This window comes from Zobellia barbeyronii (assembly GCF_018603515.1).
In the GTDB taxonomy this organism is placed as follows: domain Bacteria; phylum Bacteroidota; class Bacteroidia; order Flavobacteriales; family Flavobacteriaceae; genus Zobellia; species Zobellia barbeyronii.
Map to the genome: position 1 here is coordinate 424,897 of NZ_JACATN010000001.1, position 26,358 is coordinate 451,254.

A 26,358-nucleotide genomic window follows, 5' to 3' on the forward strand; every position below is an offset into this window, starting at 1 on the left:
AAGGGGGTTTAGAAACAAAAATCAAATATAAGTCTTTTTATTATTTTTAACAGGTGGTAACAGTCCAAAGCATTTCCAAATACGATAAACGGCATCCGACTGCCATTACCATAGGCACTTTTGATGGTGTTCACATTGGTCATCGCAAAATACTGGAGCATTTGATTAATAATGCCACTTCTCTAAATCTCAAATCTACTGTATTGACCTTTTTTCCACATCCGCGTATGGTTTTGCAAAAAGATGCGGACATAAAAATGCTCAATACCATTGAAGAAAAGACAAAAATTCTAGAAAGTTTAGGATTAGACCAATTAATCATTCACCCTTTTACGCAAGAATTTTCTCGACTTTCAGCCACTGAATTCGTTAGGGACAACTTAGTGAACCAGTTGCATACAAAAAAAATAATCATTGGCTATGACCATCGTTTTGGTAGAAACCGGAATGCCAACATTACAGACCTAAGGACCTTTGGCAGCACCTTCAATTTTGAAGTCGAAGAAATATCTGCTCAAGAAATAAACGAAGTATCAGTCAGTTCTACCAAAATCCGTAAAGCACTTCAAGAAGGTGATATTACCACAGCAAATGCTTACCTCGGTTATAATTACATGCTTACAGGCACTATTCAAAAAGGAAAAGGTCTAGGCAGACAGATTGGTTTTCCTACAGCAAACCTACATATTGCGGAGTCCTATAAGTTGATTCCTAAAAACGGTGTGTACGTTGTTAAAAGTAAGTTATCAGGAAAAACTGTTTACGGCATGATGAATATTGGCTATAACCCTACCGTTGCCGGAAAAGAAAAAACCATTGAAATCAACTTTTTTGATTTTAACCAAGACCTTTATGGTCAAGAACTACAGATAGACATCCTGCACCGCATACGCGACGAGCATAAATTTGAATCTGTAGAGGCACTAAAAAAACAGTTAGAAAAAGACAAACAAACCTCGCTCGCTCTAATCTCAGAATAAATGCTGAATCGTTTTCTCTTTTCGAAAATCGATAATTCACAACTGATTATTTTCCGTATTTTTTTTGGCATCCTTGTTTCCCTAGAATGCTATGGCGCCATTTTGACCGGATGGGTCAGAAGAACACTCGTTGAACCCAAGTTTACTTTCAATTTCATTGGTTTTGATTGGCTGCAGCCATTACCAGGTTTTGGTATGTATTATTATTTCTTTGTAATGGGTACGCTAGGATTACTTATAGCTCTTGGGTACAAATACCGCTTTGCTATAATTTCATTCACTTTAATGTGGACAGGTGTGTACCTAATGCAAAAAACATCATACAACAATCACTACTACCTTCTAGTACTTATTTCACTTATCATGTGCTTTTTACCCGCACAAAGAAGCCACTCTTTAGATGTAAAGAGCAATCCAAGTTTAAAAAGCGACAATATGTTCGCTTATGTAAAATGGATTATAATTTTTCAGCTTCTTATTGTTTATACCTACGCATCCATTGCAAAGCTCTATGGAGATTGGTTTGACTTAGGTATTATTCGTATTCTTATGCTCAGCAAAGCTGGTTACCCTATTATTGGAGATCTTTTACAAGAGCCATTTATTCATAAAATTATAAGTATATCCGGTATCCTGTTTGACTTATTGATTGTACCTGCCCTACTCTGGAAACCCACTCGGAAAATTGCTTTTTTTGCATCGATATTCTTTCACCTGTTCAACTCCATTGTTTTTCAAATTGGGATATTTCCTTATTTATCATTGGCATTCACCGTATTCTTTTTTGAACCCGAAACTATCCGTAATATCTTTTTCAAAAAGAAGAAGCCCTTCATTTTACAAAAGGTGGAACTTCCATCATACAAAAATCTTTTTTACGTTTTAGGAGGCATCTATTTTCTAATACAACTTAGTTTACCAATCAGGCATCATTTTATTAAAGATGATGTTTTATGGACGGAAGAAGGCCACAGACTTAGTTGGCGCATGATGTTACGTAGCCGTACGGGAAAACTAAAATTCCAGGTAGTGAATACAGAAAATGGAAAAACGACTATAATTAAAACCGAGGACTACCTGTCTGGAAAGCAACGAAGGAGAATAGCAGGTTACCCAGATTTTATTTGGCAATTTGCACAAAGGTTAAAAAAGGAATATGCTGAAAAAGGAGAACATATAGAGGTATATGCCCAAAACTCTAAAGTGAGTATAAACGGAAAACCATATCGCCCATTTATAGACCCAAAAGTAGATTTAGCCAGTGCTAAATGGAATTACTTTTGGCATAATGAATGGATATTCCCTTCCCCTACAGAAGAAAAAAATCCTTAAAATTTTATTGGTCGTTCACAGAGTTGCAGTGGCATTCCCCATGGGTCGCGAAGCATCACTAAATGTGTGCCACCTTCTCGTATCACCTCTTCCACAAAAGTAGCCCCTTCAGCCATAAGTCTTTGTTTATCGGCCTCAGCATGATCAGAAACAAAAGCAAGGTGAAAAGTTGAAGGCTGGCGTTCTTTAAAATTATTTAAAGGCTCTTCCTCTTTTTGATACAACTCAATTATTACCCTACCCGTAGAATCTGCCAAAAAAGTCATGAAAGGCGCCTTTTCTTTGGCAACTACTACTTTAAGACCCAAATGAGTCACAAACCAGTCTACTCTTTTCTTTATATCCGTAACGTTCAGTGCAAAATGTTCAAAAACCATAAAATAATAAGATTATAACGGCAGTAAATGTATTGGTTTTTAATCATTAGTTTAAATTTGCAGACTAAATTTAAGAGCAATGTTACAGCTACAGGTCGTTCGAGACAAAAAAGACGACATCATAAACGCACTAAAAAAGCGAAATATAGATGCCGCACCCTTAATTAATGAAGTATTGGAATTGGATGAAAAAAGGCGTTCAACCCAAACTTCCTTGGACGAAATCTTAGCGGAAAGCAATAAGCTTTCCAAAGAAATAGGAATGCTCTATAAAAGTGGAAAAGCTCAAGAAGCCAATGTACTCAAAGAGAAAACCGGAACTTTAAAAGAAGATTCCAAAAAGCTAGGCGAAGAGCTCAACACTATTTCTGAAGACCTGCAAAAAGCACTTTACCAGATACCTAACGTACCGCACGAATCGGTACCTGCAGGTAACACTGATGAGGATAATGAAGAAATATTTAAAGAAGGTGAAATCCCTACTTTAATTACAGACGCCCTTCCCCACTGGGAGTTGGCAAAAAAATACGACATCATAGATTTTGAATTAGGCGTAAAGATTGCCGGTGCCGGTTTTCCTGTTTATAAGGGAAAAGGTGCTCGTTTGCAACGTGCCCTAATTTCTTATTTTTTGGATAAAAACACAGAAGCCGGTTATACAGAAATACAAGTTCCGCATTTGGTAAATGAAGCGTCTGGTTTTGGAACAGGTCAATTGCCTGACAAAGAAGGGCAAATGTACCACGTAGGCGAAGACGATTTATATCTCATCCCTACGGCAGAAGTACCTGTAACCAACATTTTTCGTGACGTAATAGTTACCGAAAGTGATTTCCCTATTCGCTACACCGCCTACACACCTTGTTTTAGAAGAGAAGCTGGTAGCTATGGAGCACATGTACGTGGCCTAAACCGTCTGCACCAGTTTGATAAAGTTGAAATAGTACGTGTGGAAAACCCTGCTAATTCATACAAAGCTTTAGATGGGATGGTAGAACACGTAAAAAACATCCTTAGAGAGCTAAAATTGCCTTACCGTATTCTTAGGCTTTGTGGAGGCGACTTAGGTTTTACTGCAGCAATCACTTTTGATTTTGAAGTGTTTTCTACGGCACAAGACCGTTGGTTGGAAATAAGTTCTGTATCAAATTTTGAAACATACCAAGCCAACAGATTAAAACTCCGCTACAAAGATGAAAACGGAAAAAGTCAATTGGCACACACGCTAAACGGAAGCTCTTTAGCTTTACCGCGAGTTTTAGCAGGGATTTTAGAAAATTACCAAACTGCCGATGGTATTGAGATTCCCGAGGTATTGAGGCCTTATTGTGGATTTGACCGCATAGATTAAATTAGAGAAATAGAGAATATAATCGGCCGGAAGCAGAAGTGCTCTGGCCGTTTTCGTTATAACCCTACATGGCTCTCTATTTACGATTTCACAACTTTAACTAAAGGGTTGCGCACCCAAATTATCTATCCCTTAACAGATTCTTTTCGGGGGCTGGCGTAAATTTGTTAAATTTCAAGTATGAAGGTTCTCCTTAATATCGCCATTCTTCTAATTACATTTTCCACTGTGGCCCAGGACGACTTCTTGGCAAAACAGTACTTCAACGACGGCGATTTTGAAAAAGCCGTAGTTTACTATGAAAAATTAGTTGAAAAAAATCCTCGTAGAACAGATTATACAGAAGCCCTCACAGCTACTTATCAGCAATTGGAGCGTTATACAGATGCAGAAAATTTACTGCTGGAAAAAATTAAGGATACCAACGTTTATCCTACACTTCTCATAGAAATGGGATATAATTACAGGTTACAGAACCAACTAGAAAAAGCACAAGAATATTACCAAAAAGCGATTTCTCAAATCGAAAAAAATCCTAATTATGGATATGGTATTGGTTCTCGTTTTCAAAATTATGCCTTATTAGACGAAGCTTTAACAGCTTACACTAAAGCAATGAAACTGAATCCTCAACTAGATTTTAATTACCAAATGGCCCGAATTTATGGGGAGCAAGGTGATATTAAGAAGATGTATGTTTCATATTTGACTCTTATTAGCGAAGGCAAAACATCAAAATCTAAAGTACTCCGGAATATTGATGAGTTCATTACTGCCGATCCAGAGAACGAGAATAACATCAAACTAAAAAAAATACTATTACAAAATGCACAAAAGAATCCCGAAATTCTTTGGAACGAACTTTTAAGTTGGCTCTTTGTACAACAGAAACAATACGGCAGTGCTTTTAGACAAGAAAAAGCTATCTACAAGCGTGTGGACGGAGCCAATACACAACGGCTGAACACACTTGGGAATTTAGCTTTTGTTGAAAAAGAGCCCGAAACTGCTCAAGATATTTATCAATACATAGCAGACAATAGTGGTGATCTGGTAACTAAGCTAAATGCTCAATTGAACCTAATAGATATTCAGCTTTTGGATCCTACGGAAAAAGACTTGGAGGAGGTACAAAAGCAATTTGAAGGACTCATTGATATTCATGGATTCAAGTCACAAACATTGCAGTTGCAAGTGGCGTACTCCAATTTCTTAACGTTTAAAAAAGAAAATCCTGAAAAGGCCATTCAAATTTTAAAGCAAAGCTTAGAACTTCCGTTGAATGAACGCGGCAAAGCTTTTGTAAAATTGGCATTAGGAGACATTTTAGTCTATGATAAACGGTTCAATGAAGCACTCATCTATTTCTCCCAGATACAGCAAAATTTAAAAAATGATGTCCTAGGGCAAAATGCACGGTATAAAGTAGCGCAGACCAGTTTTTACAAAGGCGATTTTGATTGGGCGCTCACCCAATTAAAAGTTTTGCGTAGCTCAACCTCCCAGCTTATTGCCAATGACGCTATGCAATTAAGCTTATTGATATCAGACAATTCATTAGAAGATTCTACCCAGACAGCACTAAAAAAGTACGCCAGAGCAGACCTTCTTGCCTATCAAAATAAAACAAAAGAGTCCATAACAGAACTTGATGATATTCTTCAAAATCATAAAGGCGAAAAAATAGAAGACGAGGCCCTCTTAAAACAAGGTCAGCTTTTAGAACTCTCCAATGATTACGAAGCTGCAGAATACAACTATCAAAAAATAACTGAGTTTTATGCCAATGGAATATTGGCTGATGATGCTCATTTTGCACTCGCCGAGCTCTATAGAAACAAAATGAACCAGCCCGAAAAAGCCAAGTCTCACTACGAGAAAATAATTTACAATTATCAAGACAGTTATTATTTTCCTCAGGCCCGAAAGAATTTTAGAATTTTACGAGGTGATGCCTTGAATTAATTAGATTGAACCATAAAACTACTTACATGTACATATACAACGTAACAACAAATATTGAAGAATCCGCTCATGATCAATGGCTGGTATGGATGCGTGAAGTTCATATTCCAGACATACTTGCAACTGGAAAATTCTTGAATGCCAAAATGAGCAAAATCTTAGTAGAAGAAGATATGGGCGGCGTAAGTTATTCGGTGCAGTTCACAACTTTAAGCAAAGAGATCCTAGAAAGCTATTATGCGGAAGACGCACCAAGATTACGGGAAGATGCTCACCAACGGTTTCCGAATAAATTTGTATCCTTCAGAACAGAAATGGAAATTATAAGCGAGCATTAAACAAGATGCACTATCTTTTTACGTACGGCACCCTTCAAGACCTTTCTATCCAAAAATAAGTTTTTGGACGCACGTTGGTTGGAATTCAAGATGTTCTAAATGGATATTATATTTCCTTAGAAAAAATAATGGGTAGATACCTCGTTATTGAAAAAGCCATTAATAAGGAAAGTAAAATTGAAGGCATTGTCTACGAACTGCAAGATAATGAGTTTTTAAAAGTAGATTTGTACGAAGGTGAAGCATACAAGAAAATAAAAGTCGTTTTAAAATCAGGCAAAAGCGCTTGGGTTTATGTAAAGGCTTAAAAGAAATATATGGTCAAGAAAAAGAAGAAAAGCTACGATAATAAATTTGCAAGACCTTGGAAAGAAAATAGTCCTGTAAAAGCCAAAAAGCATCTAGGACAGCACTTTTTAAAAGATGAGGAGATTGCTGAAAAAATTGCAAATACCCTTTCTTTAGATGGTTACAGAAATGTTGTAGAAATAGGCCCTGGTACCGGTGTGCTTACAAAATACCTACTTAAACAAGACATGAAACTCGTAGCTATGGATCTTGATACGGACTCCATAGTTTACCTCAACAACAATTTTCCCCTAGAACACGCAGAAGTGATGTCGGGCAAAAGCACCCTTCAGGTAATAGAAGGAGATTTTTTAAAATATGACATATCCACTCTTTTTGGTGATGAGCAATTTGCTATAACCGGGAACTTTCCATACAATATATCTACCCAAATTGTTTTCAAAATGTTGGAAATAAAGGAACAAGTACCCGAGTTTTCAGGTATGTTCCAAATGGAGGTAGCCAAACGTATTTGTGAAGGAGAAGGAAATAAAACGTACGGTATTTTATCGGTATTAGTTCAAGCCTATTATGACGCAGAATACCTATTTACAGTGTCTCCCGAAGTATTTGACCCACCACCAAAAGTACAATCTGGCGTACTACGCTTGGTTCGTAAAAAAGAGTTTACACTAGACTGCGATGAAAAATTATTCTTCAGAGTTGTAAAAGCTGCTTTCAACCAACGTAGAAAGACCATCCGTAACAGCTTAAAAACATTTGAACTTTCACCGGAACTTAGAGAAGAAATCATTTTTAATAAACGTCCAGAACAACTTAGTGTAGCTGATTTTATTGAATTGACTAAAAAAATAGCATCAGATTTGGGCTAAAAATTTCTACCAAAACCACCTACACCATCCAGTAAAGTAGATTTTATGAATAAAGCATGCTAAGAAATCGTAAAGAGCACAAAGCTTTAAGCGTTTTTCTTTAGCTTTGCCGCAGTTTCGTCATAACCGTTTTATATGATAGCATAAAATGACACCGTTTAAACTCACAGATGAACTTCTAGCTGAAATAGAACAGCTTATTGAATCCCGAGGGGATGCCAATTTGGTAAACCTTATGGATGATATTCATTACGCTGATATTGCCGATATCATTGATGAGCTAAATGAAGAAGAAGCCACCTACATTATTAAGCTTCTTGAAAGCGACAAAACTTCTGACGTTCTTACGGAACTTGATGAAGATGTGCGTGAATCTATTTTAAACAATCTATCTGCCAAAGAGATTGCGGAAGAACTAGACGAGCTAGATACGGATGATGCCGCAGATATTATTGGAGAACTTCCCAATGAAATTATCCAAGAGGTTATTTCTGAACTTGAAGATCGTGATCACGCCAAACATATTGTAGACCTTTTGCGGTATGATGAGAATTCTGCCGGTGGTCTTATGGCAAAAGAATTAGTAAAGGTTAGAGAAAACTGGGATGTACTTAAATGCGTAAAAGAAATGCGCGCCCAGGCAGAAAATGTTACTAGAGTACACTCTATTTACGTAGTAGATGATAATGACAAATTAAAAGGTCGTCTGTCTCTAAAAGATTTACTGACAACCTCTACGCGCACCCATATTAGCGAAGTTTATATACCAAAAGTTGATTATGTAAACGTCAACGAAAAACCTGAGGAAGTAGCTAAAATCATGTCAAAATATGATTTAGAGGCCATTCCTGTAGTTGATGAAATTGGCCGTTTGGTTGGCCGTATTACTATTGATGATATTGTAGACGTTATTCGTGAGGAAGCGGAGAAAGATTATCAAATGGCAGCTGGTATTTCGCAAGATGTTGAAGCAGATGATAGCATTTGGGACCTTACCCGAGCGCGCCTTCCATGGTTATTTTTAGGCCTAGTAGGTGGTATTGGAGCAGCAGGTATCATGGGTGGGTTTGAAGAAATGATAAAGCAACACGCCGTATTGTTCTTCTTTACCCCGTTAATTGCCGCTATGGCAGGTAACGTAGGCGTACAATCTAGCGCCATTATCGTTCAGGGCCTTGCCAATGACGATTTAAAAGGTAGTGTAGGGAATCGTTTAATAAAAGAAATGTTACTAGCATTGCTCAACGGTTCTATCTTAGCAGCCATTTTACTTATATTTACTTGGCTCTGGAAAGGTGATTTTCTTACCTCATTATCTATTTGCTTGTCTTTGATTGCCGTTATTTTGGTAGCCGGCTTCATTGGCACTTTTATTCCCTTGTTTTTACACAAACGTGGTATTGACCCTGCAATTGCTACAGGGCCCTTTATTACAACTAGTAATGACATATTCGGTATTCTTATTTATTTCTCGATTGCTAAGGTTATCTTGGGCATCTAGCGCAAAACATTTACTTTAGCATCATTGGTGACTATTCAATAGATAATGAAATATAAATTTTCATTCTAATCAAAGACAATCACCTTAACTGAACCAACAACCTTTTCGACATATAAGCTTCTTACCAACGTAAGAATACTACCTATATTGACAATTTGAAAAGAGGCAAAACGCCAGAAGAACTATGGAAGGAAAAATGAAAATTTTACATGTGGATGTTAACCATCCGCTACTAATAGAACAGTTTAATGAATTAGGTTTTCAGAACGATGAGGACTACACTTCTTCTAAAGCGGAAATTGAAGCTAAAATTCATGAATACGACGGACTTATTATTCGTAGCCGTTTTAGCATTGACAGTGAATTTTTAAACAAGGCTTCCAAACTAAAATTTATAGGAAGACTAGGTGCTGGATTAGAAAATATTGATGTTCTTCATGCCGAAGCCAATGATATATTCTTGGCCGCCGCTCCAGAAGGCAATAGAAATGCCGTTGGAGAGCATACTTTGGGCATGCTACTATCACTCTTCAACAAACTACAAAAAGCCGATAGGGAAGTTCGCACGGGAAAATGGGACCGCGAAGGTAACCGTGGCATTGAATTAGATGGCAAAACCGTTGGCATTGTTGGTTATGGCAATATGGGTAAAGCCTTTGCCAAAAAACTCCGTGGTTTTGATGTAGAAGTTATCTGTTATGACATTCAAGGTGGTGTAGGCGATGAAAATGCACGCCAAGTAGGCATTATGGAACTGCACCAACGTACGGATGTTCTAAGCCTACATGTTCCCCAAACCGAACTTACTATTGGCATGGTGAACACTGAGTTTATAGAAAAGTTTCACAACCCTTTTTGGATATTGAACACAGCAAGAGGCAAGGCTGTTATCAGCGATGATTTAGTGTCGGGATTAAAATTAGGTAAAGTTTTAGGCGCTGGCCTAGATGTACTTGAATATGAAAAAGCCTCTTTTGAAAATATGTTTGGTATTAGTGCTAGTGGCACTCCGGACTTGAGTAAAATGCCGGAAGCTTTTCAATACCTGATTCAAGCAGAAAATGTATTGCTTACACCTCACGTAGCTGGTTGGACGATAGAAAGTCTTGAAAAACTGGCTCAAACTGTAGTAGATAAGGTAAAGGCAAAATTTTGCTAACTTAGAAGACCATAGTCCAAATTGCATATACCTCCCCCATCGGATTATGAGGCGTATAGTTTATTCATCTAAAATCAAAAACGATGCAATTAGGAAACTTTTCAGTAAGCCTGAATGTCAAGAACATTCAGGCTTCCAAACAATTTTACAAAACTCTTGGCTTCTCTGTTTTTGGAGGAGATATTTCTCAAAATTGGTTAATCATGAAAAACGGCAATGCTACTATTGGCCTTTTTCAAGAAATGTTCGACCAGAATATCTTAACTTTTAATCCAGGTTGGAATTCCAACGCTGAAGCTCTTGATTCTTTTATGGATATTCGGGAAATTCAAAAGCAACTTAAGAACAAAGATGTTGAACTAGACCTAGAAGCAGATGAAAAATCTAGCGGACCTGCAAATATTATACTGAAGGACCCGGACGGTAATCCCATCTTGATTGACCAACATATTTAGCAATAAAATTCGCCTATAAGTTTCAAGGAACAAATTAGTTATGTGAACCAGTATACATTACCTTTTTATTTTCGAATAAACTAGTTACACTTAAAATTTTATAATCAACAAAACCAATACAATGGCAGACGAGAATAAAGATTTTGGAAAAGACTTTGCAGATGATGCCAAGAAAGCGGCAGATGATTTTAAAGAAGAGGTAAAGAAAACTTTTGACCCCAATAGTCCGGACAACGGTAAAATTGTGGCCATTATAGCTCACCTTACTATTATAGGGTGGGTTGTAGCACTTATAATGAACTCTCAGAACAGAACTGAGTTTGGGAGCTTCTATATTCGTCAAACACTCGGAATTTGGCTACTGACCATTGTTTTGGGTATCATACCTATTGTAGGTTGTTTTGCCGCCGTAATAGGACTTGTATTGATTATAATGAGCTTAATAAATGCAGCCAGCAACAAAATGAATCTTACTGTTGTAGTAGGTGAGTATTTTCAAGATTGGTTTAAAGGTCTATAAAACAAAATCTGCACCCTCAGAAAATGATTGAAATAGAACTAAGAGCCATGTTACCTGAAGATTGGCCATCCGTTTCTAAAATATATTCTGAAGGGATATCCACGGGCTATGCTACTTTTGAACAGCAAACACCAACTTATGAAGCTTGGTCTACTAATCATCTTGAAAAGTGCAGACTAGTTGCTTTTTTAGGCGATAAATGTATGGGGTGGGCAGCACTTTCTCCTGTATCAAAAAGAGCGGTGTATAGTGGCGTTGCAGAAGTAAGCATATACATATCAACACATGCCCAAGGAAAAGGCGTAGGTTCTAAATTAATGCAAGCTCTAATTACGCAAAGTGAAGAAAGCGGCCTTTGGACATTGCAGTCAGGGATATTTCCTGAAAATAATGGCAGCATTAAACTTCACGAAAAAATGGGTTTTAGATATATAGGGAAACGCGAACGAATTGCCCAAAGAGATGGAATTTGGAAAGACAACTTATTATTTGAAAGAAGAAGTAAAATAGTTGGGACTAATTAACTTAGTCCTGCCCTTCTACGTTTTCTTGAGACTCCATAAATTTACGCTCCAATTCTGCCTGAAACTCTTCCATAACAGGTTTTACAGTACTTTGTGGTAAATCTGCAATCTTAATATACATTAACCCATCTATTGCGTTGTTGAACAATGGATCTACGTTGAAGGCTACTACTTTCGCATTTTGTTTGATGTACTTCTTAATCAATACTGGTAGCCTAAGACTTCCTGGCTCCACTTCATCAATCAGCTTATCAAACTTATTCAAATCAGCCTGAGTTTCATCAAAAACAAACTCTTTATCTGCATCTTTTAGTTTTACCTTAAATTCCTTTTTAGGGCGGATATATTGGGCTACATAGGGATCCCAATAGTTACTTTTCATGAACTCGATCATTAAAGATTTAGAGAAATTAGAAAACTGATTACTGATACTCACGCCACCAATCAAATACTTATGCTCAGGATGTCTTAATGTGGTATGTACAATTCCCTTCCATAGTAAAAATAAAGGCATTGGTTTTAGCTGATACTCTTTTACGATATAAGCCCTGCCCATTTCAATAGAATGGCTCATCATATCAAAAAGTTCGGGTTCAAAACGAAAGAGGTCCTGCAAGTAGAAACCATTAATCCCGTGTTTGGCAAAAATCTCTGACCCAAGCCCCATACGATAGGCTCCGGCAATTACCTTTGCTTCATTGTCCCATAAAAACATATGGTGATAATAAGCATCGAACTCATCAATATCTATGGAGTTATTGGTACCCTCCCCAATTTCACGAAAGGTAATCTCCCGCTGACGTCCAATTTCTTGAAGGGTAAATGGTATTTCATTAGCAGGCGCCAAAAACACCTCGTAATTCTTACTCTGCAGCAATCGCCTGTCATTTTCAGCAAGCTTTTCTATTTCAGATTCAATAACCTCAGATGCTACTGGCTGAACTATTTTTCGTGGTTGTTTCGGCAATTTTAATGAAGTAGGTATTTGGTCAATCAACCTCTCCTTTTCGTAAGCATTGGCAAGTATATACGTTTTTTTGCGTAGTAGGTCCGTATACTCTTCCAAGGTCTTTTGCTCATTCTGAGTTGCTACAGAAATAGGTTGCCCAATCCGTATCTTAATAGGCCTATTTCTCTGAGAATACACTTCAGATGGCAGCTTTGCAGTTCTAAAGACTCCGCTGATTTTCGCAAGGCGATAAAACAACTTACTGTTTTTAGCATGAAAATATATGGGTACAACAGGCACTTCTGCCTTTCTAATAAGTTTAATCGCAGTTTCTTCCCAAGGTTTGTCTACGGCAATCTTGCCTTCTTTTTTTGTAGATACTTCTCCTGCAGGAAAAATACCAATAGGATGGCCTTCTCTTAAGTGCAACATAGCATTCTTGAAACCTGCTATACTGCTCTTAGCTTCCTTCCTGTCTTCAAACGGATTAACTGGGAATATATATTGTGCTAATGGCTTAAAACGTTGTAAAAGAAAATTAGCCATCACCTTGTAATCGGGTCTGTGGCGAAGCATTAACTTCAGCAGAACAATACCATCCATACCACCTAAAGGGTGATTACTTACGGTGATATAAGGACCTTCTTTGGGTAAGCGTTTTAAATCTTCTTCGGGAATCTCATAATCAATCTCGTACTCCTCAAGAACTGCATCTAAAAAATCAGGGCCATCTAGATGACTCATCTTATCGTAACGCCTGTTCATGTTAGAAATCTTCGTGACCCTAAGCAATACCCAAGCCGAAAAAGTACCAAAAACTCCGTATTTATCAAGTTTGGTAGCTTTGGCCACTTCTTTCGCGGTCACTAAACCCATAGTTCATTTATCAATTAGGAGACCGCTAAGATAGGAAAAACGCAAGAGGAGAACCCCTTTTTAACAAATTTAGACCTGCAGCGGCAAGATTACTTTACGACTAACTGTAAAGTCTCTTTACCCCTTTGTTCTAACAGAACTTCATGTCCGTTTTGCAAAGACTCAATTGCCTTTTCATCAAAATGTCTAATAGTATAAAGAGATACACCTTCATGATGAGCAACTTTGAATCTGCTTTTTAGAAGATTCAAAAGGTCTTCCAACCTACCAAAACGATTATCTACACAGACTGAAAAACTAATTGCCGAATTCTGAATCAGGCCAACTTTCATCTTATGGTCATGGAATAATTTAAAGAGCTCACTAATACTATCTTCTACGATAAACGAAAAATCTAAGGATGACAACTTCATCAGTACTTGGTCTTTCTTAACTATAAAACATGGTACTTTTGGTTCTATACCTACTCCTTTACCTACCGTAGTACCTGGGTCCTTTGGATTAATAAATGATTTTACGTGAAGCGGAATTTCCTTTTGCTGTAACGGTTGTAATGTTTTTGGGTGAATTACCGAAGCTCCGTAGAAAGCAAGTTCAATTGCCTCACGATACGATATATTATTAAGTAGTTGCGTTTCCGTAAAATAACGTGGATCGGCATTTAAAACACCTGGCACATCTTTCCATATAGTAACAGAATCTGCATTTAAGCAATACGCCAGAATAGCTGCCGTATAATCGGAACCTTCCCTACCCAATGTAGTTGTAAAATTATTATCATCACTACCCAAAAAACCTTGGGTTATATTCAATTTAGATTTATCAACACCTTTAGATATCGTTTCTTGGGTCTTTTCCCAATTCACAGAAACATCACGATAAATATCGTTGGTTTTGATAAAATCGCGAATATCTATCCAGTTGCTTTTGATGCCTACCTCGTTTAAATAAGCATTTAATATAGTTGTAGACACCAACTCTCCGTAACCCACAACCTGATCATAAACAAAGTTATAATTAGGCGATTTGTTCCATGCCAGAAACCCCTGCACCTCATCAAACAAGCCTTTTACCTGAGCAAAAACTTCATGATTTGTATTTGGGAAAAGATCTTTAAGTATTGCATCATGATAGGCTATAGTTTCTTGAAAAGCAGCTTTCAAAGCAGACTTATCACTAAAATAAGCGTTAACCGTAGCTTCCATAGCATTCGTGGTCTTACCCATTGCGGATACGATTACGATAGTATTATCATGGCCTGTTTGCTCTAATACACTAACTACGTTTTTTACTCCATCAGCATCTTTTACGGATGCACCACCAAACTTAAATACTCGCATATTCTTGAATCTTTATTCTTATTTCCGCTTAATGGAAAAAGTATTTTTTTCTTATTTCTTTATGTTGAAAAATGGCTAAAGCTCTTCTAGTATAGAGTTGCCTTTAGACCTGTCTCCAGAAGTCCACTGCCAGCTTTCATGCAATCTTATTTTTCCGTCTTTGGTAATCTCTGGTTTTGACGAACAAAAACCAGTCATTAGCTCACCATCTGTATTAACTTGATGATAACGCATATCTATATTTCCATCATCACCTACCAAACCAATAAGATGTCCCTTTACTATTTTTCCGCCAGCGTATTCAGAAATAAGTATATTTCCTGTTTGTTGGTAATGAAAGATAGTATCTTGGGTAGTCTCTCCATTATTGGAATTCTGTAAGGGTCGAAACTTTTTACCATCGTAATTCATAAAAACAACTCTTATTAAAGGTCCAAAAATGCTTTAATTCCGTTTTCATCTAATTGAACTACATCCCAATCTCGCATAACTCGTGCACCATTCTTTTCATAGAAAGCAATAGCAGGTTCGTTCCAGTCCAATACTTCCCAACAAATCCTCCGTACTCCAAGGTTATTTCCGTATTTCACCACTTCCTTCAAAAGCGCACTTCCTAATCCGCTACCACGCATTTTTTCCGTAACGATAAGGTCTTCTAAGTGAATGATTGGACCTTTCCATGTAGAGTATCTTGGGTAGACCAATGCCATTCCTACTATTTCACCATTTGTTTCACCAATGAAACAATGGAAAAGTTTTTTCTCACCAAAACCGTCTTTTTTCAAATCTTCTACGGTTACTTCTACCGCATTAGATTCTTTTTCAAAAATAGCCAGTTCCTTAATAAGGGTCAGTACTTGTGACATATCACCCTCTTGTGCTTCCCGAATTGAATAGTTCATAATTGTTACAAATAAAACACAAAGTTATAAATTTAAAAGTTCAAATATAAACCAAAGGGTCATAGTTTCACAAAATTGCCGATATTTGTGGTCAAATAAACAGTCTATACATGCACACTAAAAAAAACCAAACTCTAGGAGAATTTATTATTGAAAATCAAGATTCGTTTCAATATTCCTCCGGTGAGCTTTCTAAATTGATCAATGCCATTCGTTTGGCAGCAAAAGTGGTCAACCATGAGGTTAACAAAGCAGGCCTAGTAGATATTCTTGGTAAAGCTGGGGAGACTAATATTCAAGGCGAAGACCAACAGAAATTGGATGTATTCGCCAATGAAAAATTTATAAATACACTTGCCAACCGAGAGATTGTTTGTGGAATAGCCTCTGAAGAGGAAGATGATTTTATATCTATAAACAGTAATGATGAGCGTAACCAGAACAAATATGTGGTTCTAATTGACCCATTAGATGGCTCGTCTAACGTAGATGTAAATGTCTCTGTGGGTACCATTTTCTCAATTTACCGCAGAGTTACTCCTGTAGGTACACCTGTTACCTTAGAGGATTTTCTACAACCAGGAAACCAACAGGTTGCAGCAGGATATGTTGTTTACGGAACTTCTACCATGCTTGTTTACACAACAGGAGATGGTGTAAACGGATTCACATTAAACCCTGCTATTGGTACTTTTTATCTATCACACCCTAACATGCAGTTTCCTGAAGATGGAAGCATTTATTCTGTAAACGAAGGAAAATACATGCATTTTCACCAGGGGGTGAAAGACTATATCAAGTATTGTCAACAAGAAGAAGGTGACAGACCTTATACTTCTAGATATATTGGTTCTTTAGTATCTGATTTTCATAGAAATATGATTAAAGGTGGTATCTATATGTATCCTAAAAGTAGTGTAACCCAAGAAGGTAAATTACGTTTGCTATACGAATGTAATCCGATGGCATTTATAGCTGAACAAGCTAACGGAATGGCTACAGGTGGTAAAACGCGTATTATGGATATTAATCCAACGGAGTTACACCAGCGCGTACCTTTCTTTTGTGGGAGCAAAAACATGGTAAATAAACTTCAAGAATTCTTGGAGAAATACCATTAATAAATGAAATACGAAGGTAATTACTACCTTTTTATATAGCAGCCGCCTGATGGCTAAGAAAGCCAAAGAATTCATGGCAGTTTAGAACAAAAAAAAGCCCCGGAAAAATTTAAAATTTTTCCGGGGCTTTTTTTAAGTTCCTTAGTGTTTCAAAAGATATACATAATCATCAAAATCTATTCGACCACTAAAAATAGCGACAGATTTCTCAATTACCTTATCAGCTTGATCTCCTGAAAAGCCCAAACCAATTGCGTATTTCTTCAATAGCACCATTTCTTCATTATCTATATGATGGTCTGAAAAAATAATACGAAAAAGATCATAAACACGCTCAAGTCTATTTTCTGAAGTATGTGGTGGGTCAATAGGGTATTTATTATCCTTTTTCAACACCTCCTTATACTCAGTTTCAGTAATATCTAGCTTAGCCGCAAAGCGGTCCAACATACTTTTTTCTTCTGAGCTTATTTCACCATCTACACTAGCCAAAGTTGCAATAGCTGCAAAATGAGCTAGGTTTCTCCTGTGCTCACCACTACTATATAAATCTGCGATTGCCATAAATATCAATTTTATTGGCAGCAAATATAATTTTTTTAGAGGTCATTCACCTCTTACTGAATGATTATTTTGGTCCCTTAATTAGGTACTATCCGCATATAGATTAGGATCTACGTCATTTTAGAACATTCCGTAACTTTCAAAAACTATGAAAAATCCACTTCTTGAATTCACCGATAAAGGCATCTATTGCAGTGCTGCCAAGGTTTATTTAGACCCATGGAAACCTGTAGATAAGGCTATAATTTCTCACGGTCATGCAGATCATAGTAGATGGGGACATAAACAATATATTACGCATCATAGAAATGTTCCTATAATTAGTCATCGTTTGGGCGAAATTAGTGTGACGGGAAAAGAATGGGGCGAGACTTTTCTGGTCAATAATGTGAAATTCACCTTATATCCGGCCGGACATATTATTGGATCTTCCCAAATTAGGGTAGAACACAAAGGTGAAATATGGGTGTTTACGGGCGATTACAAAACCGAAAACGATGGTATATCAACTCCCTATGAATCCATTAAATGCGATACTTTCATAACCGAATGTACTTTTGGACTGCCTGCTTTTAAGTGGACACCTCAGCAAGAGGTTTTCGAGAATATCAACCAATGGTGGGCAGAGAACAAATCTGAAGGCAAAACTTCGATTTTATTCGGGTACAGTCTAGGCAAGGCACAACGGCTTCTAAAATATCTTAACACCGATATCGGAAAAATATACACGCATGGCGCCATTGAAAACATGACCCAAGTATTGCGCCCTTTAGTAGATTTCCCTGAAACGACCCTGATTACTAAGGAAACCAAAAAAGAAGAACTATTGGGAAACATTGTTCTTGCACCACCCAGTGCCCACGGAAGCACGTGGATTCGTAAAATGGTGCCATATGTAACAGCTTCAGCAAGTGGTTGGATGACCTTTCGCGGAGCCCGCCGGCGTCGGGCTATTGATAAAGGTTTCGTTTTGAGCGACCATTGCGATTGGCAAGGACTTTTATCCAGCATTGAAGCCACCGGAGCGGAAAAAATTATCTGCACCCACGGGTATACGGAAATATTTTCTAGATACCTGCGCGAACAGGGTTATGATGCACGTACCGAAGAAACTCAGTATGGAGACGAGGAAGATAATACCGCTACTGATGAAACAGCAACTTTAGAGAAGCAAACATCATGAAGCAACCACAAAACACATCGGAGATTGATAGCCCAACAGCCATTGCTTCAAATGAACTTGGCATGAGAGGTTTTGCCGCACTCATCAAAACATTAGACAGCACAAATAAAACCAATGTAAAGGTTCAGGCTTTAGCAGATTATTTTCAGGTTGCTAATGATACGGATAAGGTATGGACCATTGCTATTCTATCTCATCGCAGACCACCAAGACCCGTAAACACAACGCTATTGCGCGAATGGGCTTCGGAATTGGCGAATATACCCCTTTGGCTATTTGAAGAGAGCTATCATATTGTGGGCGATTTGGCGGAAACCATTGCCCTAATTGTTCCTTCGAGCAAAACATCTACAGAAAAAACACTGACCCAATTTCTAGAGGAGATGATTTCGTTAAAGAAGAAATCAGATGTCGATAAAAAAACTTACCTCTTTGAGAACTGGAAAGTTCTTGATTACTACGAACGTTTTGTTTTTACCAAATTGATTACCGGAGGGTTCCGTATTGGCGTCAGTCAAAAATTAATGACCCGAGCCTTAGCCAAGGCAACTGAAATAGATGAGGATATCTTGGCATATAAACTCATGGGGAATTGGGACCCTAATAAAATCACCTTTCAAGAACTTATTTTAGAAGAAAACGAAAGCGATTATCTATCCAAACCCTATCCGTTTTATCTAGCCTACGCCATTGAAAATGAACCACAAGATTTAGGCGATGTCACCCATTGGTCGGCAGAACATAAGTGGGACGGTATCCGTTCACAGGTTATCCTTAGAAATGATGAGCTTTTTGTCTGGAGCCGTGGTGAAGAATTAGTAACCGATAAGTACCCGGAATTCAACCTATTCATTCAAAAAATACCAAACGGTACTGTAATTGATGGAGAAATATTACCCTATATAGATGGGCAAATAGGCACCTTTAATGATTTACAGACACGCATAGGTCGCAAAACGGTTTCAAAGGCTTTACTCAAGAAAGTCCCTGTTATTTTAAAGGCCTATGATATTTTAGAATGGGAAGGAAAAGATATTAGAAACAAACCTTTTACCGAACGTAGGGTTATCTTAGAAAGATTATTCAAGGAAACAAACCATACAGACTTACCTTTTCACCTTTCAGAAACCATACATTTTAATTCATGGGAAGAGGCCGCCAAAGAAAGGGAACGTTCCCGTGAAATGTTCAGTGAAGGGCTTATGCTAAAACATAAAGACTCCCCTTATTTAGTCGGTCGAAAAAAAGGCGATTGGTGGAAATGGAAAGTAGACCCGTTGACTATTGATGCCGTGCTTACCTATGCCATGCGAGGACATGGTAGGCGTAGCAATTTATTTACGGATTACACCTTTGCCCTCTGGAACGAGAATGATGAAGGTGAAAAAGAACTGGTTACTTTTGCCAAAGCGTATTCAGGCCTTACAGATGCCGAGTTTAGAAAGGTAGATGCCTGGATCAAGAAAAATACTCTGGAACGCTTTGGACCGGTACGTTCGGTTACGCCCCACCATGTTTTCGAAATTGCCTTTGAAGGTATTGCATTATCTAAGCGACATAAAAGCGGGGTTGCCACAAGGTTTCCAAGAATATTGAGATGGCGAAAAGATAAAAGCATTCACGAAGCCAATTCCTTAGAAGATTTAAAGTTGATGATTCCCTAACCGATACATGAATAGAGAAGAACTTTACCATATTGCCCAAAATTGGTTCGACCAACAGAACTGGAAGCCCTTCAAGTTTCAAAAAGATACTTGGAAAGCCTTCCTTCGGGGTAAAAACGGATTATTGAATGCTCCAACAGGGAGTGGCAAAACCTATGCTCTTTGGTTTCCTATTGTTCTGAACTACATCAAAAACAATCCACAGTACAAGACCAAGCACAAAAAAGGATTAAAAGCGATATGGATTACCCCATTACGGGCCCTTTCCCAAGAAATTAGACAATCCGCGGAACGAGTCACTGCCGATTTGGAAACGCAAATGACCGTTGGCATCCGCACTGGGGATACAAATACTAAAGAACGGGCGAGTCAAAAAAAGCAAATGCCCGATTTGCTGATTACTACGCCCGAAAGCCTACAACTCTTACTGGCCACAAAGGGCTACGATAAAATTTTCAAGGACTGCTCTGCTATTGTAGTTGACGAGTGGCACGAGCTGTTAGGCACCAAACGTGGAGTTCAGATGGAACTGGCCTTATCCCGACTGAAAACCATTTCAAAAGACCTTCGTATTTGGGGAATTTCCGCAACCATAGGCAATCTGGAACAGGCACGAGATGTACTGCTCGGCCCCGAAACGGAAGCCTTAGAAAACTCGGTGATGATTAGGGCGAACATTAAAAAGAAAATCACCGTTAAGAGCATCATCCCAAAAAAGATGGAAACCTTCCCGTGGCGTGGGCATTTAGGATTGCATTTGCTTGAAGATGTTGTTCCTATAATCAACAACAGCAGAACTACCCTACTTTTCACAAATACACGTAGCCAATGTGAAATATGGTTCCAGAAAATTCTGGAAAAACATCCTGAATATGCAGGCGATATTGCCATGCATCATGGCAGTATTAATAAAGATACCCGCAATTGGGTAGAGAATGCCATCAGAAATGAAGAATTAAAAGCTGTTGTCTGCACTTCTAGTTTGGACTTAGGGGTTGATTTTGCCCCCGTAGAGACCGTTGTCCAGATAGGCGGCCCCAAAGGGGTTGCTCGTTTTCTACAACGGGCCGGCCGTAGCGGACATCGCCCTGGGGAGGAAAGTGTGATTTACTTTTTACCCACCCACGCCATTGAGCTTATTGAAGCTTCCGCCCTGCAGCAAGCTGTAAAGAAAAATGCAGTAGAAGACCGTATGCCCTACCTCAACTGCTACGATGTACTGCTGCAATATTTGACTACGCTGGCTATTTCTGACGGATTCTATCCTGATGAAATTTATGAAGAAGTCCGCCAAACATTCTGTTATCAAACTTTGACCTTAGACCAATGGCAATGGTTGCTCAACTTTTTGGTTATGGGAAGTCAGAGTTTGCAGTCCTATGACGAATACAAAAAAGTGGAAGTTGAAGAAGACGGAAAATTTAAAGTAAATAACCGTGGCGTTGCCATGCGGCACCGTTTTCAGATTGGTACTATTGTGGGCGATGTTAACCTTACCGTTCGTTATCAAAAGGGAGGATATATTGGCTCCATAGAAGAGTTCTTTATTTCGAAATTAAATAGAGGCGATGTTTTTACGTTTGCGGGAAGAAACCTAGAATTTATCAGAATAAAGGATATGCAGGTACACGTACGTAACTCGACCAAAAAGACCAATAAAATTTCTAGTTGGTCCGGAAGTCGTATGACCCTATCCGCCCAGATGTCTAAATTACTACGAGAAGAACTGTATACTTCCAGTGAAGATAAAAAATACCAATCGGTTGAAATACGTTCGTTAGCCCATATATTCGAGCGTCAACGTCGTGAAAGTATTGTTCCCAAACCCAATGAATTCCTAATCGAAACCTTTAAAACCCGAGAAGGTTACCACCATGTTTTCTATCCTTTTGAAGGACGTTTTGTTCACGAGGCCATGGGCAGTCTTTTGGGCTATCGCATCAGCTTATTATCTCCTATTACCTTTTCACTAGCATTTAACGACTATGGTTTTGAGTTGCTTTCTGACCAACAGATAGACATACAACAAGTCCTAGACAATGATTTATTTACAGCTGAATATTTACTGGACGATTTACAAAAAAGCCTGAACGCCACAGAAATGGCCCGTCGTAAATTTCGGGACATCGCAATTATAAGTGGTATGGTATTTACTGGCTATCCAAACAAGGGCGTTAAAATGAAACATTTGCAAAGTAACTCCCAATTGCTTTTTGAAGTTTTCCGAGATTACGAACCAGAAAACCTACTCTTTCAACAAGCTTTTACGGAAACCTTTCAGCACCAGCTGGAAGAAGGGCGTTTGCGGCTTTCCCTAGAACGTATTGCTGAACAGGAGATTGTTTGGAAACCATGTGAAAAAGCTACTCCTTTTGCCTTTCCATTAATTACCGACCGTATGAGTAGGGAGAAACTATCTAGTGAAAAATTAGCTGACCGTATTAAACGTATGTCTGCCATATTGATGAAGAAATAAAAAAAACCTGCTAAAACATATAAGTTCTAACAGGTTTCAAATATCTAAGTGATTGAGCTAAGCTCAATTTTACAGACTATTTCTTAACGTAAACATATTTGTTAACATCTGTTTCTCCTTCGTATTCATCTACAGCTGTAATAGTAAGTTCATTTCCTGAAATTGAATATTCAAGAACGTTCTCATCACTATCAGTAACAATTAATATTTTACCAGAAGAAGGTAGTGACCATTCGCCTGACTCTAAACCATCTTCATCTATAGCACATTCATTCTCATTTCCTTCAACTGGATTGTAATCTATCAAATCATAGATTCCATCAGATTTAAAAATAATTGTTTCTTCTAAATCGCAATTATCAAGCTGGTAAGTTTCACCGTTTTCAAACTCTGCCGTAAGTTGCCAAGAGCCCATTAGAGAGTTTTCCGGGCTATCTTCACTATCATCATCACTACAAGAGGTAAAGAAACCAAGCGTCAGCGCACTAAATAAAATAAATACTTTTTTCATAAGGTCAAAAATTTGGGTTTTTAATTATGATTTTTTACAAAACGGTTCACTTCTCGATTTATTATCTTTATCCGTCATGGTGCAAGATTTAGAAATACGTTCTCAACATTTTATTATGCATCCGTCCGGAGTTCTTTTTTGGAAGGAAAAATCAATGCTACTGATTAGTGACGTGCATCTAGGAAAGATTTCACACTTTAGAAAATTTGGAGCGGCTGTACCCCAAGCTGCAGTGTTGAAAAATTTTGAAGCGATGGATAGGGCCATCAATTTCTTTCAACCAGAGATTATCGTCTTTATGGGAGACCTTTTTCACTCTTCATTAAACAAAGAATGGCAATTATTTGAAAAGTGGGTTAGCACTGTTATTTCTGAAATCATCTTAGTTGCCGGCAACCACGATATCATTTCCCCTCTTAAATATGAAGATTTGGGAATACGAGTTATTTCGGAAATACAACTAGACGGTTTTTTGTTGACGCATCACCCAGAAGAACGAGAAGGTTTTTTTAATTTCTCTGGACATATTCACCCTGCAGTTCGTTTGCAAGGCTTGGGACGCCAATCCGTACGATTATCTTGCTTTTTTAAATCAGACAATCAGATGATTTTGCCCGCTTTTGGGACCTTTACGGGAACTTATGTTTTAGAACCCGAACCCAACAACGAAATATTTGCTCTAACCGAAGATGAAGTTTTTCAAGTACAGTTCAAGGAATCGCGCCGTAAGAAGCGCTATTGAATCAGTCCGTTTTATTTCAGTTTGAATCAATTGCCTTTCAGCCATTAACGTACATTTACAAAAATGAATTTTATGAAAAAGAGTCTGGCCTTACTCAACTTGTTTTCTGTTTTATTTGTCATTGCCGTTAACTACGTATCCCAGATGTACCGGCTAAACGATACTACTATTGGTGAAATAAGCCGTAGATATGACAACCTCTTTACTCCAGCACCGTACGCATTTTCTATTTGGGGCATCATTTTCTTAAGCCTCCTAGCATATGCTATCTTCCAAGTAAAACGAGCCTTTTTCAGTAAAAAAGAAAGCAACTTTATTTCTCAAACCGGATATTGGTTTTTTATCGCCAACATTCTAAATGCTTCTTGGGTTTTAGCTTTTGCATTTGATTACACCGGAATTTCAGTGTTGATTATGCTGGGGATTCTTTTTTCGCTCATTAAAATTATATTAAATACCAATATGGAAAGATGGGATGCTCCCGTTGAAGTTATTGCCTTTGTTTGGTGGCCTATCTGTTTGTATAGCGGATGGATTGCGGTGGCAACCATTGCCAACATTTCTGCATACCTCACAAAATTAGGTTGGGAAGGCGCACCTCTTTCTGAAGTATCATGGACTATTATTCTAATTGGTATTGCCACAATAATTAACCTTGCTATGACTTGGAAACGTAATATGCGCGAATTTGCACTAGTTGCCGTATGGGCCTTTGTCGCTATTTTCGTTCGACATAAAGATAACTATGAAATTGTTGCGTACTCCGCACTTACAGCAGCTATTATCCTATTTATTTCTTCTATGGCTCATGCTATGAAAAACAAAGAGACCAGTCCCGGTAAAAAGTTAAAAGAACGATTACAAAATCATTAAACAATCAAGATTACTTTACACCATAGATTTAATATCATTAGACCACGATGGGTAAGTAAAAATAGTCTGCTTGATTTGTTTAGCGGTCATACCCTGATTTATAGCAAGTGCAAATAAATTAATTGTTTCACCTGCGGCAGGACCTATCAAATGGGCTCCCACAATTACATTTGTACGTTCGTTTAGTAAAAGTTTATAGGCATACACTGGTGCGTTGATACGCTTAGCATTGAACCCATCGGAAATTGACTTATAATTGACCACTACATTTTTATATCGACTCTTTGCTTCTTCTTCCGAATATCCTACTGACGCTAAGTTTGGCAACGTGAACACCACTGATGGAGTAACCGAAATCTCTAGTTTTTTCTTATTTCCTTTAATAATATTGATGCCCACTACATTTCCCTCTTTACTAGAAAGCGGTGTTAACGGCAACCCTTTGTCCGAAACATCGCCACAAGCATACACATTTACGTTACTCGTGCTTTGCAAATAATCATTTGTCTCAATTCCGTTCTCATTAAAAGTTACATTTCCTTTTTCTAGCTGTAATTTTGAAATTGCGGGAACCCTTCCTGCGGAATTAAATACTGCCTTTGTTTTTAATATCTCTGTCTTACCTTTTTTCTCAAAAGATACTTTCAAGTTTTTAGTCCCCTTCTTTAATCCAATAATTTTCGCGTTAAAAATAAATTCGATTCCCAATTCCTTAGAATAGGCAGTTAGTTCTTTAACCAAATCTGCGTCAAAAGCTTTCAATGGCCTCTTACCTGAATCTATTACAGTTACTTCTGCCCCAGCCCTGGCTGCAATATGTGCAAATTCCATTCCCACATATCCAGCTCCAATGAAAGTGATTCTTTTGGGTAACTTTTTCTGACTTAAAAAATCATCGCTAGTTTTTAAATACTTGCTTCCCTTAAAATTCAATTCGCGTGGCTCATAGCCTGTAGCAATTACAATTTTATCTGCCTGAATAATCTTTCCCTCTACCGAAAGCGTATTCTCATCTATAAATTTTGGAGATTGATGGTACATGTCAATTCCCAAGTCCCTCAATTTTTTCTCCGTAGATTTCGGAACAGTTTGCGAAAAATTCTCTTTAAAACTCATCAACTTTTTCCAATTTAGTTCAGGAACATCTTTGATGCCTTTCCCTAGAAGATTTTTACTTGCTTCTATAACTTCTGTTGCTCCCAACAATACTTTTTTAGGGTCACAACCTCTATTGGCACAAGTACCGCCATATTCTCTTTTATCAGAAATACCAACTTTAAGTCCTGACTCCACACAAGCCTTGGCAACAGCTTGTCCCGCAACTCCACTTCCTATAACAAATACATCATATTTTTGTTCTTTCATCTTTTGAATATTATTTTAATCTGGAATCCTCTTTTCTAGAAGGTTGAATCTCCTCTTTTAACACGAATTAAATGAATCCTTCCCGTCTAATTATTGACGCAACAAAACA

General features: G+C 37.9%; 26 protein-coding genes. 18 read left to right on the top strand and 8 right to left on the bottom strand.

Features of this window, described 5'->3' with window-relative positions:
* Window positions 1-53: 53 nt before the first annotated feature.
* Window positions 54-980 (top strand): bifunctional riboflavin kinase/FAD synthetase, encoded by a 927-nt coding sequence (locus HW347_RS01705; RefSeq protein ID WP_214610230.1) that lies wholly within the window; start codon window positions 54-56, stop codon window positions 978-980.
* A complete protein-coding gene (locus HW347_RS01710; RefSeq protein WP_214610231.1) occupies window positions 981-2,312 on the top strand; it encodes an HTTM domain-containing protein in 1,332 nt (443 codons plus the stop codon).
* On the opposite strand, the gene HW347_RS01715 is transcribed toward HW347_RS01710, so the two are convergent.
* A complete protein-coding gene (locus HW347_RS01715; protein WP_214610232.1) occupies window positions 2,309-2,689 on the bottom strand; it encodes a VOC family protein in 381 nt (126 codons plus the stop codon). The two genes, HW347_RS01710 and HW347_RS01715, sit on opposite strands and share 4 nt — an antisense overlap.
* A 79-nt stretch (window positions 2,690-2,768) precedes the next feature.
* Here HW347_RS01715 and serS point away from each other — a divergent pair, with 79 nt between their 5' ends.
* From serS to HW347_RS01765, 10 genes are all read left to right on the top strand, one after another.
* Window positions 2,769-4,040, top strand: coding sequence for a serine--tRNA ligase (gene serS, locus HW347_RS01720; protein WP_214610233.1), 1,272 nt, complete (start codon window positions 2,769-2,771; stop codon window positions 4,038-4,040).
* Window positions 4,041-4,220: 180 nt separating this feature from the next.
* The gene (locus tag HW347_RS01725) at window positions 4,221-6,005 is read left to right on the top strand and encodes a tetratricopeptide repeat protein (protein WP_214610234.1); all 1,785 of its coding nucleotides are present in this window, start codon (window positions 4,221-4,223) and stop codon (window positions 6,003-6,005) included.
* 26 nt (window positions 6,006-6,031) lie between these two features.
* Window positions 6,032-6,343 (top strand): DUF4286 family protein, encoded by a 312-nt coding sequence (locus tag HW347_RS01730; RefSeq protein WP_214610235.1) that lies wholly within the window; start codon window positions 6,032-6,034, stop codon window positions 6,341-6,343.
* 128 nt (window positions 6,344-6,471) lie between these two features.
* Window positions 6,472-6,651, top strand: a complete 180-nt coding sequence (locus tag HW347_RS01735; protein WP_394370266.1) for a gamma-glutamylcyclotransferase — start codon at window positions 6,472-6,474, stop codon at window positions 6,649-6,651.
* Between the two features lie 9 nt (window positions 6,652-6,660).
* Window positions 6,661-7,524 (top strand): 16S rRNA (adenine(1518)-N(6)/adenine(1519)-N(6))-dimethyltransferase RsmA, encoded by an 864-nt coding sequence (gene rsmA, locus HW347_RS01740; protein ID WP_214610237.1) that lies wholly within the window; start codon window positions 6,661-6,663, stop codon window positions 7,522-7,524.
* 148 nt (window positions 7,525-7,672) lie between these two features.
* The gene (gene mgtE / locus HW347_RS01745; protein WP_214610238.1) at window positions 7,673-9,025 is read left to right on the top strand and encodes a magnesium transporter; all 1,353 of its coding nucleotides are present in this window, start codon (window positions 7,673-7,675) and stop codon (window positions 9,023-9,025) included.
* 196 nt (window positions 9,026-9,221) lie between these two features.
* Entirely contained in the window at window positions 9,222-10,184 is a 963-nt protein-coding gene (locus tag HW347_RS01750; protein ID WP_214610729.1) for a 2-hydroxyacid dehydrogenase, read from the top strand.
* A gap of 83 nt (window positions 10,185-10,267) precedes the next feature.
* Window positions 10,268-10,639 (top strand): VOC family protein, encoded by a 372-nt coding sequence (locus HW347_RS01755; RefSeq protein WP_214610239.1) that lies wholly within the window; start codon window positions 10,268-10,270, stop codon window positions 10,637-10,639.
* A 121-nt stretch (window positions 10,640-10,760) separates the two neighbouring features.
* The gene (locus HW347_RS01760) at window positions 10,761-11,159 is read left to right on the top strand and encodes a YtxH domain-containing protein (protein ID WP_214610240.1); all 399 of its coding nucleotides are present in this window, start codon (window positions 10,761-10,763) and stop codon (window positions 11,157-11,159) included.
* 23 nt (window positions 11,160-11,182) lie between these two features.
* The gene (locus HW347_RS01765; protein ID WP_214610241.1) at window positions 11,183-11,683 is read left to right on the top strand and encodes a GNAT family N-acetyltransferase; all 501 of its coding nucleotides are present in this window, start codon (window positions 11,183-11,185) and stop codon (window positions 11,681-11,683) included.
* A gap of 1 nt (window position 11,684) precedes the next feature.
* Here HW347_RS01765 and HW347_RS01770 read toward each other — a convergent pair whose 3' ends face one another.
* From HW347_RS01770 to HW347_RS01785, 4 genes are all read right to left on the bottom strand, one after another.
* The gene (locus tag HW347_RS01770) at window positions 11,685-13,508 is read right to left on the bottom strand and encodes a GNAT family N-acyltransferase (RefSeq protein ID WP_214610242.1); all 1,824 of its coding nucleotides are present in this window, start codon (window positions 13,506-13,508) and stop codon (window positions 11,685-11,687) included.
* 89 nt (window positions 13,509-13,597) lie between these two features.
* Window positions 13,598-14,848: an aspartate kinase gene (locus tag HW347_RS01775; protein ID WP_214610243.1), complete on the bottom strand. Its 1,251-nt coding sequence runs from the start codon at window positions 14,846-14,848 to the stop codon at window positions 13,598-13,600.
* 75 nt (window positions 14,849-14,923) lie between these two features.
* Entirely contained in the window at window positions 14,924-15,259 is a 336-nt protein-coding gene (locus HW347_RS01780; RefSeq protein WP_214610244.1) for a n-acetylglutamate synthase, read from the bottom strand.
* A 14-nt stretch (window positions 15,260-15,273) separates the two neighbouring features.
* Complete coding sequence (locus tag HW347_RS01785) at window positions 15,274-15,750, bottom strand: GNAT family N-acetyltransferase (protein WP_214610245.1); 477 nt, start codon at window positions 15,748-15,750, stop codon at window positions 15,274-15,276.
* Window positions 15,751-15,860: 110 nt separating this feature from the next.
* Here HW347_RS01785 and fbp point away from each other — a divergent pair, with 110 nt between their 5' ends.
* Complete coding sequence (fbp, locus tag HW347_RS01790) at window positions 15,861-16,871, top strand: class 1 fructose-bisphosphatase (protein ID WP_214610246.1); 1,011 nt, start codon at window positions 15,861-15,863, stop codon at window positions 16,869-16,871.
* A gap of 141 nt (window positions 16,872-17,012) precedes the next feature.
* Here the strand turns inward: fbp and HW347_RS01795 are convergent, their stop codons facing one another.
* The gene (locus HW347_RS01795; RefSeq protein WP_214610247.1) at window positions 17,013-17,435 is read right to left on the bottom strand and encodes a tellurite resistance TerB family protein; all 423 of its coding nucleotides are present in this window, start codon (window positions 17,433-17,435) and stop codon (window positions 17,013-17,015) included.
* A 148-nt stretch (window positions 17,436-17,583) separates the two neighbouring features.
* Here HW347_RS01795 and HW347_RS01800 point away from each other — a divergent pair, with 148 nt between their 5' ends.
* From HW347_RS01800 to HW347_RS01810, 3 genes are all read left to right on the top strand, one after another.
* Window positions 17,584-18,618, top strand: a complete 1,035-nt coding sequence (locus HW347_RS01800; protein ID WP_214610248.1) for a ligase-associated DNA damage response exonuclease — start codon at window positions 17,584-17,586, stop codon at window positions 18,616-18,618.
* Window positions 18,619-18,680: 62 nt separating this feature from the next.
* Window positions 18,681-20,282: an ATP-dependent DNA ligase gene (locus HW347_RS01805; RefSeq protein ID WP_214610730.1), complete on the top strand. Its 1,602-nt coding sequence runs from the start codon at window positions 18,681-18,683 to the stop codon at window positions 20,280-20,282.
* Window positions 20,283-20,289: 7 nt separating this feature from the next.
* Window positions 20,290-22,758: a ligase-associated DNA damage response DEXH box helicase gene (locus HW347_RS01810; RefSeq protein WP_214610249.1), complete on the top strand. Its 2,469-nt coding sequence runs from the start codon at window positions 20,290-20,292 to the stop codon at window positions 22,756-22,758.
* Window positions 22,759-22,834: 76 nt separating this feature from the next.
* On the opposite strand, the gene HW347_RS01815 is transcribed toward HW347_RS01810, so the two are convergent.
* Window positions 22,835-23,269, bottom strand: a complete 435-nt coding sequence (locus tag HW347_RS01815) for a lipocalin-like domain-containing protein (protein WP_214610250.1) — start codon at window positions 23,267-23,269, stop codon at window positions 22,835-22,837.
* Window positions 23,270-23,345: 76 nt separating this feature from the next.
* On the opposite strand from HW347_RS01815, the gene pdeM reads away from it, so the two are divergent.
* Together pdeM and HW347_RS01825 are read left to right on the top strand one after the other, a co-directional pair.
* Entirely contained in the window at window positions 23,346-24,011 is a 666-nt protein-coding gene (gene pdeM, locus HW347_RS01820; RefSeq protein ID WP_214610251.1) for a ligase-associated DNA damage response endonuclease PdeM, read from the top strand.
* A gap of 72 nt (window positions 24,012-24,083) precedes the next feature.
* On the top strand, window positions 24,084-24,884 hold the full coding sequence (locus HW347_RS01825) for a tryptophan-rich sensory protein (protein WP_214610252.1): 801 nt from the start codon (window positions 24,084-24,086) through the stop codon (window positions 24,882-24,884).
* A 15-nt stretch (window positions 24,885-24,899) separates the two neighbouring features.
* On the opposite strand, the gene HW347_RS01830 is transcribed toward HW347_RS01825, so the two are convergent.
* Window positions 24,900-26,249: a dihydrolipoyl dehydrogenase family protein gene (locus HW347_RS01830; RefSeq protein ID WP_214610253.1), complete on the bottom strand. Its 1,350-nt coding sequence runs from the start codon at window positions 26,247-26,249 to the stop codon at window positions 24,900-24,902.
* Window positions 26,250-26,358: the final 109 nt, after the last annotated feature.

Excerpts from the sequence above, each read along its gene's own strand:
- HW347_RS01710 (WP_214610231.1), top strand. The coding sequence starts at position 981 with ATGCTGAATCGTTTTCTCTTTTCGAAAATCGATAATTCACAACTGATT.
- HW347_RS01715 (WP_214610232.1), bottom strand. The coding sequence starts at position 2,689 with ATGGTTTTTGAACATTTTGCACTGAACGTTACGGATATAAAGAAAAGA.
- serS (WP_214610233.1), top strand. The coding sequence starts at position 2,769 with ATGTTACAGCTACAGGTCGTTCGAGACAAAAAAGACGACATCATAAAC.
- HW347_RS01725 (WP_214610234.1), top strand. The coding sequence starts at position 4,221 with ATGAAGGTTCTCCTTAATATCGCCATTCTTCTAATTACATTTTCCACT.
- HW347_RS01730 (WP_214610235.1), top strand. The coding sequence starts at position 6,032 with ATGTACATATACAACGTAACAACAAATATTGAAGAATCCGCTCATGAT.
- HW347_RS01735 (WP_394370266.1), top strand. The coding sequence starts at position 6,472 with ATGGGTAGATACCTCGTTATTGAAAAAGCCATTAATAAGGAAAGTAAA.
- rsmA (WP_214610237.1), top strand. The coding sequence starts at position 6,661 with ATGGTCAAGAAAAAGAAGAAAAGCTACGATAATAAATTTGCAAGACCT.
- mgtE (WP_214610238.1), top strand. The coding sequence starts at position 7,673 with ATGACACCGTTTAAACTCACAGATGAACTTCTAGCTGAAATAGAACAG.
- HW347_RS01750 (WP_214610729.1), top strand. The coding sequence starts at position 9,222 with ATGAAAATTTTACATGTGGATGTTAACCATCCGCTACTAATAGAACAG.
- HW347_RS01755 (WP_214610239.1), top strand. The coding sequence starts at position 10,268 with ATGCAATTAGGAAACTTTTCAGTAAGCCTGAATGTCAAGAACATTCAG.
- HW347_RS01760 (WP_214610240.1), top strand. The coding sequence starts at position 10,761 with ATGGCAGACGAGAATAAAGATTTTGGAAAAGACTTTGCAGATGATGCC.
- HW347_RS01765 (WP_214610241.1), top strand. The coding sequence starts at position 11,183 with ATGATTGAAATAGAACTAAGAGCCATGTTACCTGAAGATTGGCCATCC.
- HW347_RS01770 (WP_214610242.1), bottom strand. The coding sequence starts at position 13,508 with ATGGGTTTAGTGACCGCGAAAGAAGTGGCCAAAGCTACCAAACTTGAT.
- HW347_RS01775 (WP_214610243.1), bottom strand. The coding sequence starts at position 14,848 with ATGCGAGTATTTAAGTTTGGTGGTGCATCCGTAAAAGATGCTGATGGA.
- HW347_RS01780 (WP_214610244.1), bottom strand. The coding sequence starts at position 15,259 with ATGAATTACGATGGTAAAAAGTTTCGACCCTTACAGAATTCCAATAAT.
- HW347_RS01785 (WP_214610245.1), bottom strand. The coding sequence starts at position 15,750 with ATGAACTATTCAATTCGGGAAGCACAAGAGGGTGATATGTCACAAGTA.
- fbp (WP_214610246.1), top strand. The coding sequence starts at position 15,861 with ATGCACACTAAAAAAAACCAAACTCTAGGAGAATTTATTATTGAAAAT.
- HW347_RS01795 (WP_214610247.1), bottom strand. The coding sequence starts at position 17,435 with ATGGCAATCGCAGATTTATATAGTAGTGGTGAGCACAGGAGAAACCTA.
- HW347_RS01800 (WP_214610248.1), top strand. The coding sequence starts at position 17,584 with ATGAAAAATCCACTTCTTGAATTCACCGATAAAGGCATCTATTGCAGT.
- HW347_RS01805 (WP_214610730.1), top strand. The coding sequence starts at position 18,681 with ATGAGAGGTTTTGCCGCACTCATCAAAACATTAGACAGCACAAATAAA.
- HW347_RS01810 (WP_214610249.1), top strand. The coding sequence starts at position 20,290 with ATGAATAGAGAAGAACTTTACCATATTGCCCAAAATTGGTTCGACCAA.
- HW347_RS01815 (WP_214610250.1), bottom strand. The coding sequence starts at position 23,269 with ATGAAAAAAGTATTTATTTTATTTAGTGCGCTGACGCTTGGTTTCTTT.
- pdeM (WP_214610251.1), top strand. The coding sequence starts at position 23,346 with ATGGTGCAAGATTTAGAAATACGTTCTCAACATTTTATTATGCATCCG.
- HW347_RS01825 (WP_214610252.1), top strand. The coding sequence starts at position 24,084 with ATGAAAAAGAGTCTGGCCTTACTCAACTTGTTTTCTGTTTTATTTGTC.
- HW347_RS01830 (WP_214610253.1), bottom strand. The coding sequence starts at position 26,249 with ATGAAAGAACAAAAATATGATGTATTTGTTATAGGAAGTGGAGTTGCG.